This is a genomic window from Rhodanobacter sp. C05 (assembly GCF_002001165.1).
In the GTDB taxonomy this organism is placed as follows: domain Bacteria; phylum Pseudomonadota; class Gammaproteobacteria; order Xanthomonadales; family Rhodanobacteraceae; genus Rhodanobacter.
In genome coordinates, this window is sequence record NZ_MUNQ01000005.1 from 520885 (window position 1) to 534811 (window position 13927).

11 protein-coding genes are annotated in these 13927 nt (G+C 61.3%); 3 read left to right on the forward strand and 8 right to left on the reverse strand.

Going from position 1 to position 13927, the window contains the following annotated elements; all coding sequences use genetic code 11:
- Nucleotides 1-147: 147 nt before the first annotated feature.
- The 3 genes from B0E51_RS02200 to B0E51_RS02210 all read right to left on the reverse strand — a co-directional run bounded on the left by B0E51_RS02200 (nt 148) and on the right by B0E51_RS02210 (nt 3411).
- On the reverse strand, nt 148-1017 hold the full coding sequence (locus tag B0E51_RS02200) for a nucleotidyl transferase AbiEii/AbiGii toxin family protein (RefSeq protein WP_077443164.1): 870 nt from the start codon (nt 1015-1017) through the stop codon (nt 148-150).
- Nucleotides 1010-1933, reverse strand: a complete 924-nt coding sequence (locus tag B0E51_RS19855; protein ID WP_343124652.1) for a type IV toxin-antitoxin system AbiEi family antitoxin — start codon at nt 1931-1933, stop codon at nt 1010-1012. Before B0E51_RS19855 ends, B0E51_RS02200 begins: the two co-directional genes overlap by 8 nt.
- A gap of 989 nt (nt 1934-2922) precedes the next feature.
- The gene (locus B0E51_RS02210) at nt 2923-3411 is read right to left on the reverse strand and encodes a DUF4440 domain-containing protein (RefSeq protein WP_077443166.1); all 489 of its coding nucleotides are present in this window, start codon (nt 3409-3411) and stop codon (nt 2923-2925) included.
- A gap of 133 nt (nt 3412-3544) precedes the next feature.
- On the opposite strand from B0E51_RS02210, the gene B0E51_RS02215 reads away from it, so the two are divergent.
- The 3 genes from B0E51_RS02215 to B0E51_RS02225 all read left to right on the forward strand — a co-directional run bounded on the left by B0E51_RS02215 (nt 3545) and on the right by B0E51_RS02225 (nt 6945).
- Nucleotides 3545-4711 (forward strand): histidine kinase, encoded by a 1167-nt coding sequence (locus tag B0E51_RS02215; protein ID WP_077443167.1) that lies wholly within the window; start codon nt 3545-3547, stop codon nt 4709-4711.
- Nucleotides 4708-5346, forward strand: coding sequence for a response regulator transcription factor (locus B0E51_RS02220; RefSeq protein ID WP_077443168.1), 639 nt, complete (start codon nt 4708-4710; stop codon nt 5344-5346). The genes B0E51_RS02215 and B0E51_RS02220 overlap by 4 nt, the downstream gene beginning before the upstream one ends.
- A gap of 297 nt (nt 5347-5643) precedes the next feature.
- Complete coding sequence (locus B0E51_RS02225; protein ID WP_077443169.1) at nt 5644-6945, forward strand: DUF5690 family protein; 1302 nt, start codon at nt 5644-5646, stop codon at nt 6943-6945.
- Nucleotides 6946-7021: 76 nt separating this feature from the next.
- Here B0E51_RS02225 and phnN read toward each other — a convergent pair whose 3' ends face one another.
- The 5 genes from phnN to B0E51_RS02250 all read right to left on the reverse strand — a co-directional run bounded on the left by phnN (nt 7022) and on the right by B0E51_RS02250 (nt 13883).
- Entirely contained in the window at nt 7022-7567 is a 546-nt protein-coding gene (gene phnN, locus B0E51_RS02230) for a phosphonate metabolism protein/1,5-bisphosphokinase (PRPP-forming) PhnN (protein WP_217333052.1), read from the reverse strand.
- Nucleotides 7564-8241: a DUF1045 domain-containing protein gene (locus B0E51_RS02235; RefSeq protein WP_077443171.1), complete on the reverse strand. Its 678-nt coding sequence runs from the start codon at nt 8239-8241 to the stop codon at nt 7564-7566. The genes phnN and B0E51_RS02235 overlap by 4 nt, the downstream gene beginning before the upstream one ends.
- The gene (phnF, locus tag B0E51_RS02240; protein WP_077443172.1) at nt 8241-8972 is read right to left on the reverse strand and encodes a phosphonate metabolism transcriptional regulator PhnF; all 732 of its coding nucleotides are present in this window, start codon (nt 8970-8972) and stop codon (nt 8241-8243) included. The genes B0E51_RS02235 and phnF overlap by 1 nt, the downstream gene beginning before the upstream one ends.
- Nucleotides 8973-9116: 144 nt before the next feature.
- Entirely contained in the window at nt 9117-11150 is a 2034-nt protein-coding gene (locus B0E51_RS02245) for a tetratricopeptide repeat-containing sulfotransferase family protein (protein WP_077443173.1), read from the reverse strand.
- Between the two features lie 84 nt (nt 11151-11234).
- Complete coding sequence (locus B0E51_RS02250; RefSeq protein ID WP_077443174.1) at nt 11235-13883, reverse strand: TonB-dependent receptor; 2649 nt, start codon at nt 13881-13883, stop codon at nt 11235-11237.
- Nucleotides 13884-13927 lie beyond the last annotated feature (44 nt).

The following is a 13927-nucleotide window of genomic DNA, read 5'->3' on the forward strand; positions in this document are numbered from 1 at the left end:
GCGGCAGGCTAGATGGAGATCCCTTCGCCAGCAATTTGATGACTCAATTGTCCAGCAGCCTGTTGGACAATTAGATCCTCTGAATGAGGTCGTAACTGGTCACTTAAACCTGTCACTACGTGGACGAAGTTTACCTAACCCCGTCGCTCATGCCTCCCAAGGCAACTCTTCATAGTAGGCACGGACAACCGAGTAGCACTGATCAAAAGCCGGGAGTATGCCCTCGTCGAGCTCGTTGGCTAGCGATGGGTATTCTTTGCGAGCCCGCTCGATTACCTCGGGATTGGCAATGGCATTTTGCGTCACATCAACGCCCCGGTCCTCTGCTTTCATTCGAAGTACTTCGAGAACTTCGAGGCGGCATTCGTCACTCCGCAAGTCGTAGTTGGATAGCAGAAAGTACAAATCGAAAACGTCCTGACGACGCGCCCGGTCACGACTCACCTGTTGGAGCATCGCGCGGTATTTCTCCGCGATTAGGGTTGTTAGTGCATAAACACGCAGTAAGCCATCACTTCCTACTTGGAAGATATCCTTTGTTGGTACACGCTCATCGAAGCTGTAGTCCATTTGGACAGCACGCCGAGCCTGGTTTCGCATGAGGTTCTTATGATCGCGGCTACCTCGCTTCGCGTATCCGATGCTTACTTTCAGATTGATCCAGAAATGCGTGAATGTCTCCTTAGGTTTGGGGTCTGGTTTTGCGGACTGGATTTTGCAATCAAGTTCATACCCTAGCCGGTCTACAGCTTCGGCCAACCCCCGGCTCAACCGTTTGACGAGATGGTCTGCTTCTTCCTGTGACCAACCCTTTGGGGTCGAGAAGTCTATGTCCTGCGTGTATCGAGGACTGTGGTAGCGGAGTGCAAGCAAAATCCCGCCCTTCATGAAGCTCATATCTGCGAGCTCACCGTCAGCTGCCATGGCACTCACAATTGTATGGATCGCTTGCCGGAACTGAAGCTCCGTTTCAGTTTTGGAAGCTCCAACCCAGCTGATTAGGTCAACGTTAGACATTGGTAGAGATCATCCAGCGGTCCGAAAACGAAGGCATGTACTCTTTCTCAGGATCCAAACGTCTCGACCCCCCTCGTTGTGCATCAATTACCCAAGCGTCGATTCGAGCATCTCGAATTCCGCAGCGCTCCTCAAGTATGTAGCCCGCGCGAACGCGGTCAATTTTTGATCCGTGCTTTTCCAGCTCGCTGAGGATGAGCGAGATATGCTCACTCGCATTCTGCTCAAAGATCTCGATGACATGGGCCATACCCCCACATAGCTCGGAGCGCCGCAGCATGTCGAGATAGGTGCGTCCTAGGGTGCTGACGCGCAACAGGCCATCTTGGGCAACCCGAAAGCCACCGCCGATCTCCTTTGTGTGCACGACATTTAAGGTCTGACCTTGAAGCTTTTCGACCTTGTGCCGAACGAGGTTGGGAAAGTTGGCTGCTCGGAAGGCTGGGAGCTCGTCACCCAGATCACGCTCCATGCGACTGGCTGCAAGGTCCTTCCAAGCCTCAGGGGTTGGACTGGTAACGAACAGGACCTTGGGCAAGCGGTTGCTGAGTCCGTGGTAAACCATAGCGCTTAGATGCGATACGTACCCAAAGGGATCTAGAGCGCAGTAAACGACTTCGGCGTCTGGGCGGGATGTTGCTCCTGTCCTGAGGACGCTACGTGGAAGCGACTTGTCTTCTAAGAGTGCGCCACGCGCAATCAACGTTCGCCGCACCGAAAATAGGTCTGAGCGCATTGCGATTCGACGTGCTAAGCGCAGCTCGCGGCCTTCAACCTGCCCATCGGTAACCACGCGAAACACCAAGCGCGCCAAGTCATAGCCGGAAATTACCGGGCCTCGTATATCGCGGCGAAGTAGCAATTCCACCGCGCTAGGCAACGGAATACGGGCAGGGACGCCCAACTTAGATTTCATTGCCTTAGATATACACTACGTGTCCTCAGGACACGTAGTGTATATCTAGTGAATGAATTTGCGCAAGGCGAGTGACCCCGGCCTAAACATGCTACCAGCCCCTATTGCCTAGAATTCGTATATCACTTACACTTTGTGTCCTAAGGACACAAAGTGTAAGTGATAGTCTACTTTTACTGGGTGAAGCATAGCGAGCCCAAGGCCGTGGCTACCGCGCCGCTATCAGCCTCTTCAGGTCATTCTGTAGCTTGCCGTCTCGCCTGGTGATGAAGCACATGCGGCAGGTAATTTTCTACGGCCTCAGCGCCTGAGTTAAGCGGCACGCGGCTTTTCGCGCATCCACTTCCTCATGGCTACCCGCTCCTCTGTGCGATGATTTCGTAAACGACTGCCACGCCAACATCTTTGATGTCCGCTTCGGTAGCGTGCGGGTCGGAATAGCCTCGATGACCTTTGACTGCGAATGATGTGTACTAAATGTTCGTCGGTACGGAACGTATTCGATGACTCAAGAGCGCCTATACAGATCAGCGGAAGTGCTGGGTCATCGTCGTCTGCTCCGACTCGTTGCTAACGACAGAAACAGGGCCGGCTTTCGCGAGCTTCCTCACGCTGAAGCTTGCGCTTTTTTGTTAACGCTCAATCTGCTTTTCCGATTACGGCTTAACCCCGTCGCCGGGCTACAAAAAGTCACTTAATCATGTCGCTGGTCGTCAAAAGTTACTTAACCCTGTCGATGGCAATCTCGCCCCGCGTGTGTGCGCCAAGCTAAGCTCATGATTTATCTTCGCTTCTGACCGAACGACAGGGTTAAGCAACGCCGACACGAATCCCACTTGGACAGAGCTTCAAAGTCTGTAACTTCTTGTACAGACTTTGGCGCCATCCTTGGCGCACATGCTTTATGGCGGCCTTTGCTAACTCGGGGGGTCAATCAACTCCTGAGCACTGTCGCCCGAACGACGGTCCGGTCTTGCATCGCCAAGCGATCAGAGATCCGCGCCGCTGAAGGCGAACCAGCGGCCGTCGTGGAAGGTGTAGCCGTCGACGAAATGCACCTCCTTCGGATTGCCCGCCTTGTCCGTCGTCTTGAGGATGGAATGGGCCGTCGCGGAATCTCCGTGGATCACGACGATGGTCTCGAGCTTCGGGACCTCGCGTGCGTCGTCGGCAACCTGTGGGACGCGATCGATCACGTCCTGCCGCGAGCGGACGAGACCGGATCGGCTGGAGGTCTGGTAGTCAGGCTCCAGCAGGCACGCCAGATATTCCCGGTGGCCGTGGTATTCCGCGGTCAGCCAAGCCTGCTCGATCCGCTGGATCGTCGAGGCATCGCGTTTTTGATCGGGCGTGGCAATCCCGGCGCATGCCGCCGCGGACAGGTCCGCGGCGCGGGCCTGGAAGACGAAAGCGGAAAGGATCATGGCGCCGGCGAGCGCACTGAGGACGGTACGACTAAGCAGGGGCGAGCGAAGCATCGTTGTCTCCTTGGTTGATGGTCGACTCAGGATTGGGCAGATCTGCCCCGCCCGATAAGTGAGTGCTGTCATGCCCGCTGCCCATGACAAGCGTCATGGGACAGGATCGTGCCCGAGAGTTAAGGTCGGCCTTATGCCCTGGCCGCGCACATCTCTGGATCGCATCCGTCTGCTCGTCCAGGCCGCGTGCGTTCTGATGCTGGCGGCGGCCGGCGGATTGGCCCTCGTGACCCGCCTGCTGCGACCGGAAACCTTTGCTGCCCATCCGCACTGGGACCTCCAGTGGACGGCCGCCTATGGCGTGCTGGTCGCGGCCTATGTCGCGGCCGAGCTGGACGGGAGCCCGGGCCTGACACCGCGCAAGGCCGCCCTGTTCTTCCTCGAGGGTTTCGCCGCGCAATACCTGGTCTGGCTCTACCCGAGCTTCCTGGTGACGAGCATGATCGTCGTGATCGCCTGGCAGGTGGCCTGGATCGCTTCCCTGCGCACGGCGCTGCTGGCGGCCGCCGCCTTGGCCGCGGCCCTGGTCGCCCAGAAGTGCGCCGTCGGCGGACAAGGCATGTCGGCGGTGATCCTGGTCTCGAGCTGCGGCTTTCAGCTCTTCGCCATCAGTGCCGCCCACCTTGCCCGCAGCGAGGCCGCAGCGCACGAGCGCCTGGCCCGCGCAAACGCGGAGCTGACCGCCGCCCAGGCCCTGCTGACCGAGAGCGCCCGCATGGGCGAGCGGCTGCGCATTTCGCGCGATCTGCACGATGTGCTGGGCCACCATCTCACCAGCTTGCACGTGCACCTCGATGTGGCCGCACGACTGGCGCAGGGCCAGTCGGCGTCCCACCTCGGCCAGGCGCGCGAAATCGCCGGCGAGCTGTTGGCCGAAGTCCGCAAGGTGGTGAGGCAGGTACGCGTCCAGCCCGTGGACTTGCAGGCGACCCTGCTGGCATTGGCCGAAGGGGCAGCCGACCTCGACGTTCGGCTCGTCCTGCCCGAAGCACTCGGTGCACTGGACGCGCCTCGGGCGGACGCCCTTTTGCGGTGCGTGCAGGAGCTGATCACCAATACCCGGCGGCACGCTGGCGCACGTCAGCTCCGGATAGAGCTCGCGCAGGCTCCCAACGGGGAGGTCCGGCTGACGGCCAAGGACGATGGCGTCGGAGCAGACGCAGACGTCGCCGAGGGCCAGGGCCTGGCCGGCATGCGCGAACGGTTTGAGGCCCTGGGCGGCTGGCTGGCGGTGTTCAGCCACAGCGGCGAAGGCTTCCAGGTCAGCGGCGCGATTCCGCCCGTGGGCGCGCGGCCGTGATCCGCGTCTGCATAGCCGATGACCAGGCGCTGATCCGCAGCGGCCTCAAAGCCCTGCTGACCCTGTTCGAGGGCATCGTCGTCTGCGCTGAGGCCGCCGACGGCGAGGCCGCAGTCGCCGCCGTCATTACCGACCGGCCGGACGTCCTGCTGCTGGACGTGCGTATGCCGAAGCTGACCGGCGTGGAGGTCGTCGAGACCCTCGCCGCGCGAGGTGTCCTCCCACCCACGCTATTGCTCACGACCTTTGAGGACGATGCGGCCCTGGTGGCTGGCGTGCGGGCGGGTGCGCGTGGCTTCCTGCTCAAGGCCGTGACCGCCGAGACGCTGGTGGAGGCGATCCGCACCGTCGCCGGCGGCGGCGCGTATCTGTTCGCCCCGCTGGCGGAAGGTCTGGACGCTGCCCGCACCGGCGCCTGGCGCGATGACGCGTTCGAGACGCCCGACGCGCTCACGCCGCGCGAGCGCGAAGTCCTGAAGCTGATGACCAGCGGCATCTCCAACGGCGAGATCGCCGAGGCGCTGCGTCTCAGCGAAGGCACGGTACGCAACCACGTCTCCAGCATTCTGTCGAAGCTCGGCGTGAGCGACCGCACCCGCGCGGTGCTCCGGGCGCTGGAACGAAGGCTCGTCTGATCAGACTCGGTGACGCTCGAAGCTATCGCCCAAAGCAGCTCGTCTTATGGGGCACCAAAGTGCACAGACTTTGCGGTTCTGTCCATGTGGATGATCAAGACACCCATGTTTGCAGCAAGTGCTGCAGACATGGGGCTTCGCTCACCACCTCAAACATTGGTGTTCATGTGCCAGAAAACATGGTTTTTGGGATGGCGCCCCCGCAAAGCGCCATATCTGCATTCCTGCCTAAACAAAGCCACGACGCTGTAACGTGCCGTCCACAAGATGCGAGGCATTCCGTCAAGGGTTGCCTGCATGCGTGTCGCCTCGTGGTTTTCCGGCCAGCGCCATCATCGGATGGCGGTCAACCTGCTTGCAGGCAGTGCGGCGTTTCTGGCCTACGCCTCGATGTACGCGTTCCGCAAGCCATTCACCGCCGCCGAGTTCACCGGCATGCACTTCGCCGGCGTCGACTACAAGGTATGGCTGGTGATCGCCCAGGTCTTCGGCTACATGCTGAGCAAGGTCCGTGGCATTACCTGGGTCGCCGAGATGCAGCGGCAGAATCGCGTGCGTACGCTGGCGGGATTGATCGGCTTTGCCTGGATCGCCTTGCTCGGCTTCGCCCTGATTCCGGCGCCGTGGAATATCGCCTGCCTGTTTCTCAACGGATTGCCGCTGGGCATGGTGTGGGGCGTGATCTTCGGCTACCTGGAGGGCCGGCGCGCTACCGAGCTGATGGGTGCCTTCATGTGTGCCAGCTTCATCGTCGCTTCCGGTGTGGTGAAAACAGTGGGCGAATACCTGATGGTCAGCTATGGGGTCAGCGAGTTCTGGATGCCGTTCACGACCGGCCTGGTGTTCGTGCCACCGCTCTGCTTTGCCACCTGGCTGCTTGAACGCCTGCCGGCACCCAGTGCCGATGATATTGCCGCCCGCAACGTGCGCACGCCGATGGACGCCGACAGCCGCAGCGCCTTCCTGGCCCGCTTTTTACCCGGCGTGATCATGATCGCGATGGCCTATGTCGCATTGACCGTGATGCGCGACTTTCGCGACAACTTCGCTGCCGAGATCTGGTCCGACCTGGGGCGCGGACACAACGCCGCGGTGTTCACGCAGACCGAGGTGCCTATCGCGCTGGCCGTGCTGTTGCTTACGGCCTGCACGATGGCGGTGCGTGACAACCTAAAAGCGCTGATGCTCAACCATGTGATGATCTTCAGCGGCTTTGCCATCGCGGTGGGCACCACCTGGCTGCACAGCCGCGGCCTGATCGATCCGGTGTGGTGGGTCGGTGGTAGCGGATTCGGTCTGTATCTTGCCTACGTGCCGTACAACTGCACGTTCTTCGAGCGCATGCTGGCGACATTTCAGGTGGCCGGCAACGTCGGCTTCATGATGTACATCTCCGACGCCAGCGGCTACATGGGCAGCGTCGCGGTCATCCTGTTCAAGGAATTCGGCGGCGCGCACCTGTCATGGGCCGCGTTCTACGCCAGCCTGGTCGTCGGACTTTCGAGCATCGGCATGCTGATCACGCTGGCTTCGGCCTTCTATTTCAAGGCCAAGGCCCAGCATGCCGGCATGCCGGCCACGCTGCCGACGCTCGCCTGAAGGTCGTTGCATCGAAAGTCAGAGGCTGCAACTGATGGACCATGGTCGAGACATGCTCGACCATGGTCATGTCGATTCAGTGGGTTTGCGTGATCGCGTCCAGCAACGCGGCGCCGGCTTCGGCAAGATCGCCGTCGTTGTGGATCACAAGGACGCCTGCCGGCATCTGGTAGGCATCGCTTCGTGCAAGTCGTGCAGCGATATCCTCGCTGGTTTCCCGGCCGCGTGAAGCCAGGCGCGTGGCCATGGTCTCGCGGCTGGCGGTAATCAGTACCGGTTGCAGCGCAGGGTAGCGTTCCAGTGCCTGCAGATACGCATCGCGCGACCCATTCACCATGACCTTGGCGCCACGTTCCAGCCAGTGCTCGATTTCGCGGCCAATGCCGTAGTGCAGCCCATGCGCGCGCCAGGTCAAGGCAAACAGGCCGCGATGCACACGCAATAGAAACTCCGCCTCGCTCAACGCCACATGGTTTTCGCCACCGGCCTGCGCCGGACGGGTGATGTAGCGGTGCGCGCAGATCACATCATGCGAAACGCCATGCGAACGTACCCAGCCCAGCACACTGTCCTTGCCCGCACCGGATGGTCCCATCACGTAATACAGACGGCCCTCGTTCACGACGTGCGATCCATGCCGGGTGCGCATAACGGAATCCGTTCAAGCAGCTCGAACGCATCGCCCGGTGCAGCTTCATGACAGATCGACAGCGCATCGACGCGTGTCAACGGCAGCTCGGCCACACGCGGCTCCAGCCATTGGCGCATGACCTGTTCTTCCGACTCGGTTGCCGGCGCGGACAAGGTGAAATGGAAGCGGTAGCGATCGAGCACATAGGGATAGCCGTAACGTTGCAGCAGGACGAGTTCAGCCGCATCGAGACTGGCGCCGCGACGATCCTGCGCCGCGTTCGGCCGGGAAGCGCGCAGCGGTTCCAATGCTTCGAGGCAGGTTGCCGCCAGCTTCTGTGGCGCGGCACCGTCGACGCCTGGGCGAAGCGCAAGAAAGCTGGCCAGCCGTTCGATCCGCAGAGACAGCTCGAACGATGCGCAGTCGCGTGCCACGGCAGCGACGGCGCGGCGTACATCGTCATAGACGACATCCGCCGCCAGCGTGAACGGGGCGCGGATGGTGGCATGCCAGCCGTAGCGACGTGCATTGGCCAGCAACGCATCCCGTCGTTCCATGCTGATGCCGGGCAGTTCGGGCGCATCGGTTGATGCCGCAAGCCAGTCCCGACCCAGCTGTCCCAGCGCAGTGTCGTTGGCCGGGCAGAAATAGATCGCGTAGCGCATCAATCGCCCGCCATCAGCACGAGTTGCACCCAGTCGCCCGAAAAGCGCGCGATGCCATATTGCACCGGACCGCCTCGCGGGTCGGTGTTGATCGATTGCACATGGAGCAGCGGGCGGTTCGCCGGCAATTTCATCAACCGCGCCGTATGGGCATCGGGCAGGCGTGCGGAGACGCGGGTGTGCAGGCGGACATAGTCGCCGACACCGAACTCGTTCAACGTCTGTGTGACCGACTGGGTGCGTCGATAGACCGCCGGCAGGCCCGGAAAGCGCGTCGCCGGGAAATAGGCCGTGCTGTGGTCGATGATATGGCCATCGGCGCGGCTCAAGGAGTCGATACGGTAGACATACTCATTGCGTCCCAGGCCCAGCGCCTCCGCCACATGCGTCGGTGGGATCTCGCGTGCGTCGTCCAGGATCTCGATGTCCGTGTCGACGTTGAGGTTGCGCATGTTCTGGCTGAAGCGGGTGCGCCGGCTGATCGGGTAGTCCAGCGTCTGCTCCTGCACGAAGGTGCCGCGCCCCTGTTCCGTGCGCACCAGACGGCGCTGCTCCAGCGTCGCGATGGCCCGGCGCACGGTATGCCGGTTGACGTCGAAACGAGTGGCCAGTTCCTGCGCCGAAGGCAGCTGCTCGCTCTGCCGCAACCTTCCCTTGAAGATGTCGTCGGCAAGAATGTCGGCTATCTGGCTCCATAGCGCCACGCCACGCCCGCGCTCGATTTCGCTCATACCACCCTTCCTTCACCGGCCTATCCACCGTCATGGCAGCGGCACGCTGGCCAGCTGGAATGCACTGCACCGGAACGAGACGCCCGGTCTGTCTAGATAACTAGACAATTGTGACAAGCATAGGAAGATGCGCGGACACCTGCCCTAGCCTGGCGTGGTGACCCCGCTCTGGCGATAGCGCGTCCGAGCGTCGCCGAGCGCTTCTTTCAGCGGACCCAGCCAGGTCTCGTATTTCGCCCACTGATCCATCCCGTCGCGGAATATGGGCTGACGGACCTGCTCCGAGCTGGCCGTGCGCACGCTGCGTGCGGTCTTGTGAAACTCCAGACAGGACGGCTCGAAGGCCAGTCCGCAGAAATCGAGAATTCGACGCACGCTGCTCTCGAGATCGTCGACGACGTCTTCATGATGGACACGCAGCACGCGGCCCGGCAGTACCTCATCCCAGTGTTGCATCACATCGAGATAGGTCCGGTAGTAACGCGCGATGTCTTCGACGCTGTAGGTGAATTCCTGGCCCGTGGCAAACAGCTGTTTCAGATTGCTGAAACAGCAGGCGATCGGTTCGCGCCGTACGTCGATGATCTTCGCGTTGGGCAGGATCAGATGGATCAGGCCGACATGCCGGAAGTTGTTCGGCATCTTGTCGATGAAGTACGGCGCGTTGCCGCGATAGATGCGGGTATCGCCCAGGTACTTTTCGCCAAGCCGCCGAAAATCCTCGGGCGCGAGATCGGCCAGGACACCCGGATAACGCGGGTTGTCGAGATCGAATTCCCGTCCCTGCAGGTCGAGCACCATGCGCGGAATCTCGCCCAGCTCATGGGTGCCTTCGACGCCCGAATGGGATGCCAGTATCTGCTCGATCAAGGTGGAGCCGGCACGCGGCAACCCGACGATGAAGATCGGGTCCGGGCGCTGATCGCCAACGCCTTCGCGGCCGGCGAAGAACTCGCGCGTGCAGACTTCGATCTGCTGGCGCGTATTGGTTTCGATGATCTCGGCACGGTAGCGGCTCCCGGACCGTTTGAGCGCGTTGCCCTGGCTGTAATAGCGCCACGATTCGGCGTAATCACTGCGGTCCTCGAACGCCTTGCCGAGCGCGAAGCACAGATGCTGACGATCGACGGGCTGCATGGCCGGCGCTGCTTCGGCAGCGCGCATGCGGGCGATCTCCGCATCGGAGAAGCGATACGTTTTCAGGTTCGCCAGACTCCAGTAGGCATCCCCAAAATCCGGGCGTGCGGCAGCGGCGGCGCGATAGGCCTCGATCGCTTCCGCCTGCCGTCCCTGCGTCTTCAGCGAATGCGCGAGCGACAGATGCAGATCGGCCGCGCCGGGCAGCTCCTGCACAAGCTTCTGGTACAGCGTGATGGCACGCTCGTGTTCGCCCAGGCCGACGCTCGCGCTGGCGTATAGCGCCCGGTAATCGAGATGATCGGGCTCGATCGCGAGCAGCTTGCCGGCCTCTTCGCAGGCACGCTGGTACAGGTGTCGCTCGAGCAGTACGGATGCATAGTCGTAGCGTGCCGCACGATAATCCGGGGCGATCTTCAGCACGGCGTCGAGCAGGATTTCGGCATCGTCGAGCACGTCGCGCTTCAGGCCGATGCGGGCGAGCAGGCGCATCGCCTCGACATCGTTGCCGGCCCTGAGCAGATAGGCGCGGATGATCCGTTCGGCAGGGTCAAGTTCGCCATCGGAAAAATGGCTGGTCGCGTGCACGATCTCGGGTGCCAGACGCTTGAGCGTGGCAACGTGCGAGGCGGCGGTCGCCGCATTGGCGTTATCGCCCGCCATGCGGTAAAGGCCTTCGAGCAGGTTCCAGCTTGAAGGCAGCGCCGGGTTGATGTTGACCGCACGCAGCAACGCGTCGATCGCGCGCGGCGCATCGCGCTGCACCACGTAACAGTGGCCGCGCTCCTCGTGTACCCGGCTGTAATGAGGATGTTGCTGTTCCATGCGTGCCAGCGTTTGCAACGCGGCGTCGATCTGTCCCAGGTAGCGCTGGCTGCGGGCTACCAGATAGAGCATCTCGATATGGTCGGGTGTCTCGGCCAGCAACGCCTGGGCGGCCGGCAACGCGTGCGCGTGCTGCCCGTCCACCTGCAACTGACGGATGCGCTGCAGGTGAAGCTCCAGCGGCGAGAGGATCTGGTGGACTGCCGTAGTGTTCATGGGGACCAAAAAAACCGTCAAATTGGGGGCAGGCTTCCAACCCACCCCCATTCTATTTGCATCGACTTCGCACGCGATTGGCGCTTAGAACTTGAAGCCCACCTTCACGCCGATCACGCGCGGACGGATCGGCACCTGCGACTCGATGAACTCGGCCGAGGACGTAAACACGCTGGCGTGACTGTTGTTCAGATTGGTGCCGTATAGCGACACGTTCCAGTTGTCCTTGGCCACACCCAGCGATGCGTCGACGGTGGTATAGGCGGCCTGCAGGTAGCGCAGCTCCACCGTGGTGACGTTCGTCACGCCCGTGCCGCTCGGATAGGTTGCCGGCTGGTTGTACATCGAGCCGGTGCGGTTTGCTCCAACCTGCCAGAAGGCCTTCATGCCGTCGCCGAACGTCCAGTCGTAACGCAGGCGCAGATTGAACTGCGAACGGGGCGAGAAGGCCGGCGTGCTGCCCACTTCGCCGAACGGATTGGCGAACGACGCCACGTCGCCAATGGCTCCGGTTTCGACGATGCACGTGTTGTAGCCAGTCGACCCCGGAATATTGTTGACCAGGCACGGCGAGTTGGTCTGCTTGGAATGGTTGAGCGAGCCCGCGCCCATGAGGGTCAAGCCATCCGTAATGCGCGCCTGGAATTGCAGTTCCAGACCCTGCACCTTGTAGTTCGGACCATTGACCGCGAAGGTGGTGTTGCCCAGCACCAACGGGTTGAAGAACTGCATCTGCACGTTGTCCCACCGCATGTCATACACGGAGGCGTTGAACAGCAGGCGATCCTCGAGGAAGGTGCCTTTGAAACCGATTTCGTTGTTGGTCAGCGTGTCGGGCGCGTAGCTGATCGGCTTCTTGTACTGCGGCTCGCCATCAAGCTTCGCCACGTCCGAGGACGTGCGGTTGAAACCACCCGGACGGAAGCCCTGCGAGTAGGTGTAATACACCATCGTGTCCGGCGTGATGTGCCACGTCAGGTTCGCATTACTCTTAAAGCCATTATATGTGGTGTGTGAATTTATCACCGTGTCATCGCCCACGTAGGTGCCGTTGGGGACGTTCACCTGGGCGCTGGTGGTATAGAACTCCGTACCAGTCTCCCACTCGGAGTAGTGGTAATAGCGCGTGCCGGCCGTCGCGGTCAGGACATCCGGGATGATGTCATACGACACCGAACCGAATGCCGCTTCCTGTTTGTAGCCACGCTGCGCGTTTTCACCGAAGGCCGTGCCAGCGGGGAGAACGACACCCGGCGAAGACTCCGCAACGGCCACGCAAGGATTACCGCCGGCGAGCGCGCTGGCGAGGTTTTGCGGCGTACAGGACGGAATCGTGTTGTAGTCGAACCGCATGTGGTCGTCGATGCTGAAGTCTTCATAGTACAGGCCGCCGATGGCACGGAAGCGATAGTCTTCCGGTGTGCTCAGGCGCAACTCGTGGCTCTGGTGCGTGCTGGCTACCTTGTCGTTCCAGTAGCCGGCCGGCGAATAGCAGGTGGGCTTGCCGGCGCTGGAAATACCCGCCGAGGTACCGGTGCATTGGTAATACATGCCACCCGCGCTGCGCGAGTAGTTGGTGTAATCCTGCTGCTCGCTGATGCGACGATTGGTGTAGCCGCCGGTGTAAACCACTGAGAGGTCGCCGATCTGGCCATTCAATGTCCAGGCGGTGTTGGTGTCATGGTCATTGTTCCAGCCCGGTACGAACGCGGTGATCTCATTGGTGCCTAGCGTCTGGCCATCCGCACCGACCGGGTACGTCGAGGACTGGCCGTTGGCATCCATGTTCTGGTAGCTCTCGGCGATCAGGAAGTTCCAGTTATCGTTGATCTTCCACAGCCCGGACAGGCGGGCGCCCTGATAATCGACCGGATTCCAGTTGTTCTGCGCAACGCTATAGTTGTTGGCAACCGGAGTGCCGCCAGCAGCTACGTATGGAGCCATCGCACCGCCACCGTCGGTGGGCTGACGCGTGAATGTGCTCGGCACGTTGTCGATGTAACCGCCCTGATGATCGTTGAAGATGACGGCACGCACAGCGAACGTACCGGGAATGATCGGCAGGTTCAGCACCGCGTTGGCCGAATTGTTCGGGCCACCACCAGCGGTGATGCCGGTGCTGGCTTCGACGCTGCCGCTGACCTTGTCGAGATTGGGCTTGTTGGTTATGTAGCGCACCGCGCCGGCTTCGGCGCCACCGCCGAACAGGGTGCCCTGCGGGCCTTCGAGGACTTCGACGCGCTCCATGTCGGCCATGTAGATGTCGAGGTTACGCGCCGGGAACTGCATGGACTGGTCGTCAAGATAGACGGCCACGTTCGGGAACGGCGCGATGGTCGCGCTGGACTGGTTGCCAAGGAAACCGGTACTCAGGCCGCGCATGTAGATGTTGCCCTGGCCTGGACCGTTCGCGGCAAAGGTCACGTTGGGCAGGTATTTGATCAGGTCATTGAATGACGTGATGTTCAACTGCTGCAAGGTGTTGCCAGTGAAGGCCTGAATCGTGATCGGCACGACCTGGATGTCTTGGACGGTGTGCTGAGCTGTGACGGTGATCGCCTGAAGCGTGGTCGTGCTGGACGACGTATCGGCAGCCGCGGCAGCGGTTGGTGTCGCAGCGGTGGTTGCGGCCGGCGCGTTGTTGGTGGGTTTGTCGTTGTCATCAGCTGCGTAAGCCGCATGACTAGCAACCAACGCAGTCAGCACCGCGAAGGCAATCTTGTTGATTTTCAAAGGTCTCTCCAGATGGGCTGTAGCCGGATGTCACCAGTAAGGCG

Excerpts from the sequence above, each read along its gene's own strand:
- B0E51_RS02245 (WP_077443173.1), bottom strand. The coding sequence starts at position 11,150 with ATGAACACTACGGCAGTCCACCAGATCCTCTCGCCGCTGGAGCTTCAC.
- B0E51_RS02215 (WP_077443167.1), top strand. The coding sequence starts at position 3,545 with ATGCCCTGGCCGCGCACATCTCTGGATCGCATCCGTCTGCTCGTCCAG.
- B0E51_RS02210 (WP_077443166.1), bottom strand. The coding sequence starts at position 3,411 with ATGCTTCGCTCGCCCCTGCTTAGTCGTACCGTCCTCAGTGCGCTCGCC.
- B0E51_RS02200 (WP_077443164.1), bottom strand. The coding sequence starts at position 1,017 with ATGTCTAACGTTGACCTAATCAGCTGGGTTGGAGCTTCCAAAACTGAA.
- B0E51_RS19855 (WP_343124652.1), bottom strand. The coding sequence starts at position 1,933 with ATGAAATCTAAGTTGGGCGTCCCTGCCCGTATTCCGTTGCCTAGCGCG.
- B0E51_RS02225 (WP_077443169.1), top strand. The coding sequence starts at position 5,644 with ATGCGTGTCGCCTCGTGGTTTTCCGGCCAGCGCCATCATCGGATGGCG.
- phnF (WP_077443172.1), bottom strand. The coding sequence starts at position 8,972 with ATGAGCGAAATCGAGCGCGGGCGTGGCGTGGCGCTATGGAGCCAGATA.
- B0E51_RS02235 (WP_077443171.1), bottom strand. The coding sequence starts at position 8,241 with ATGCGCTACGCGATCTATTTCTGCCCGGCCAACGACACTGCGCTGGGA.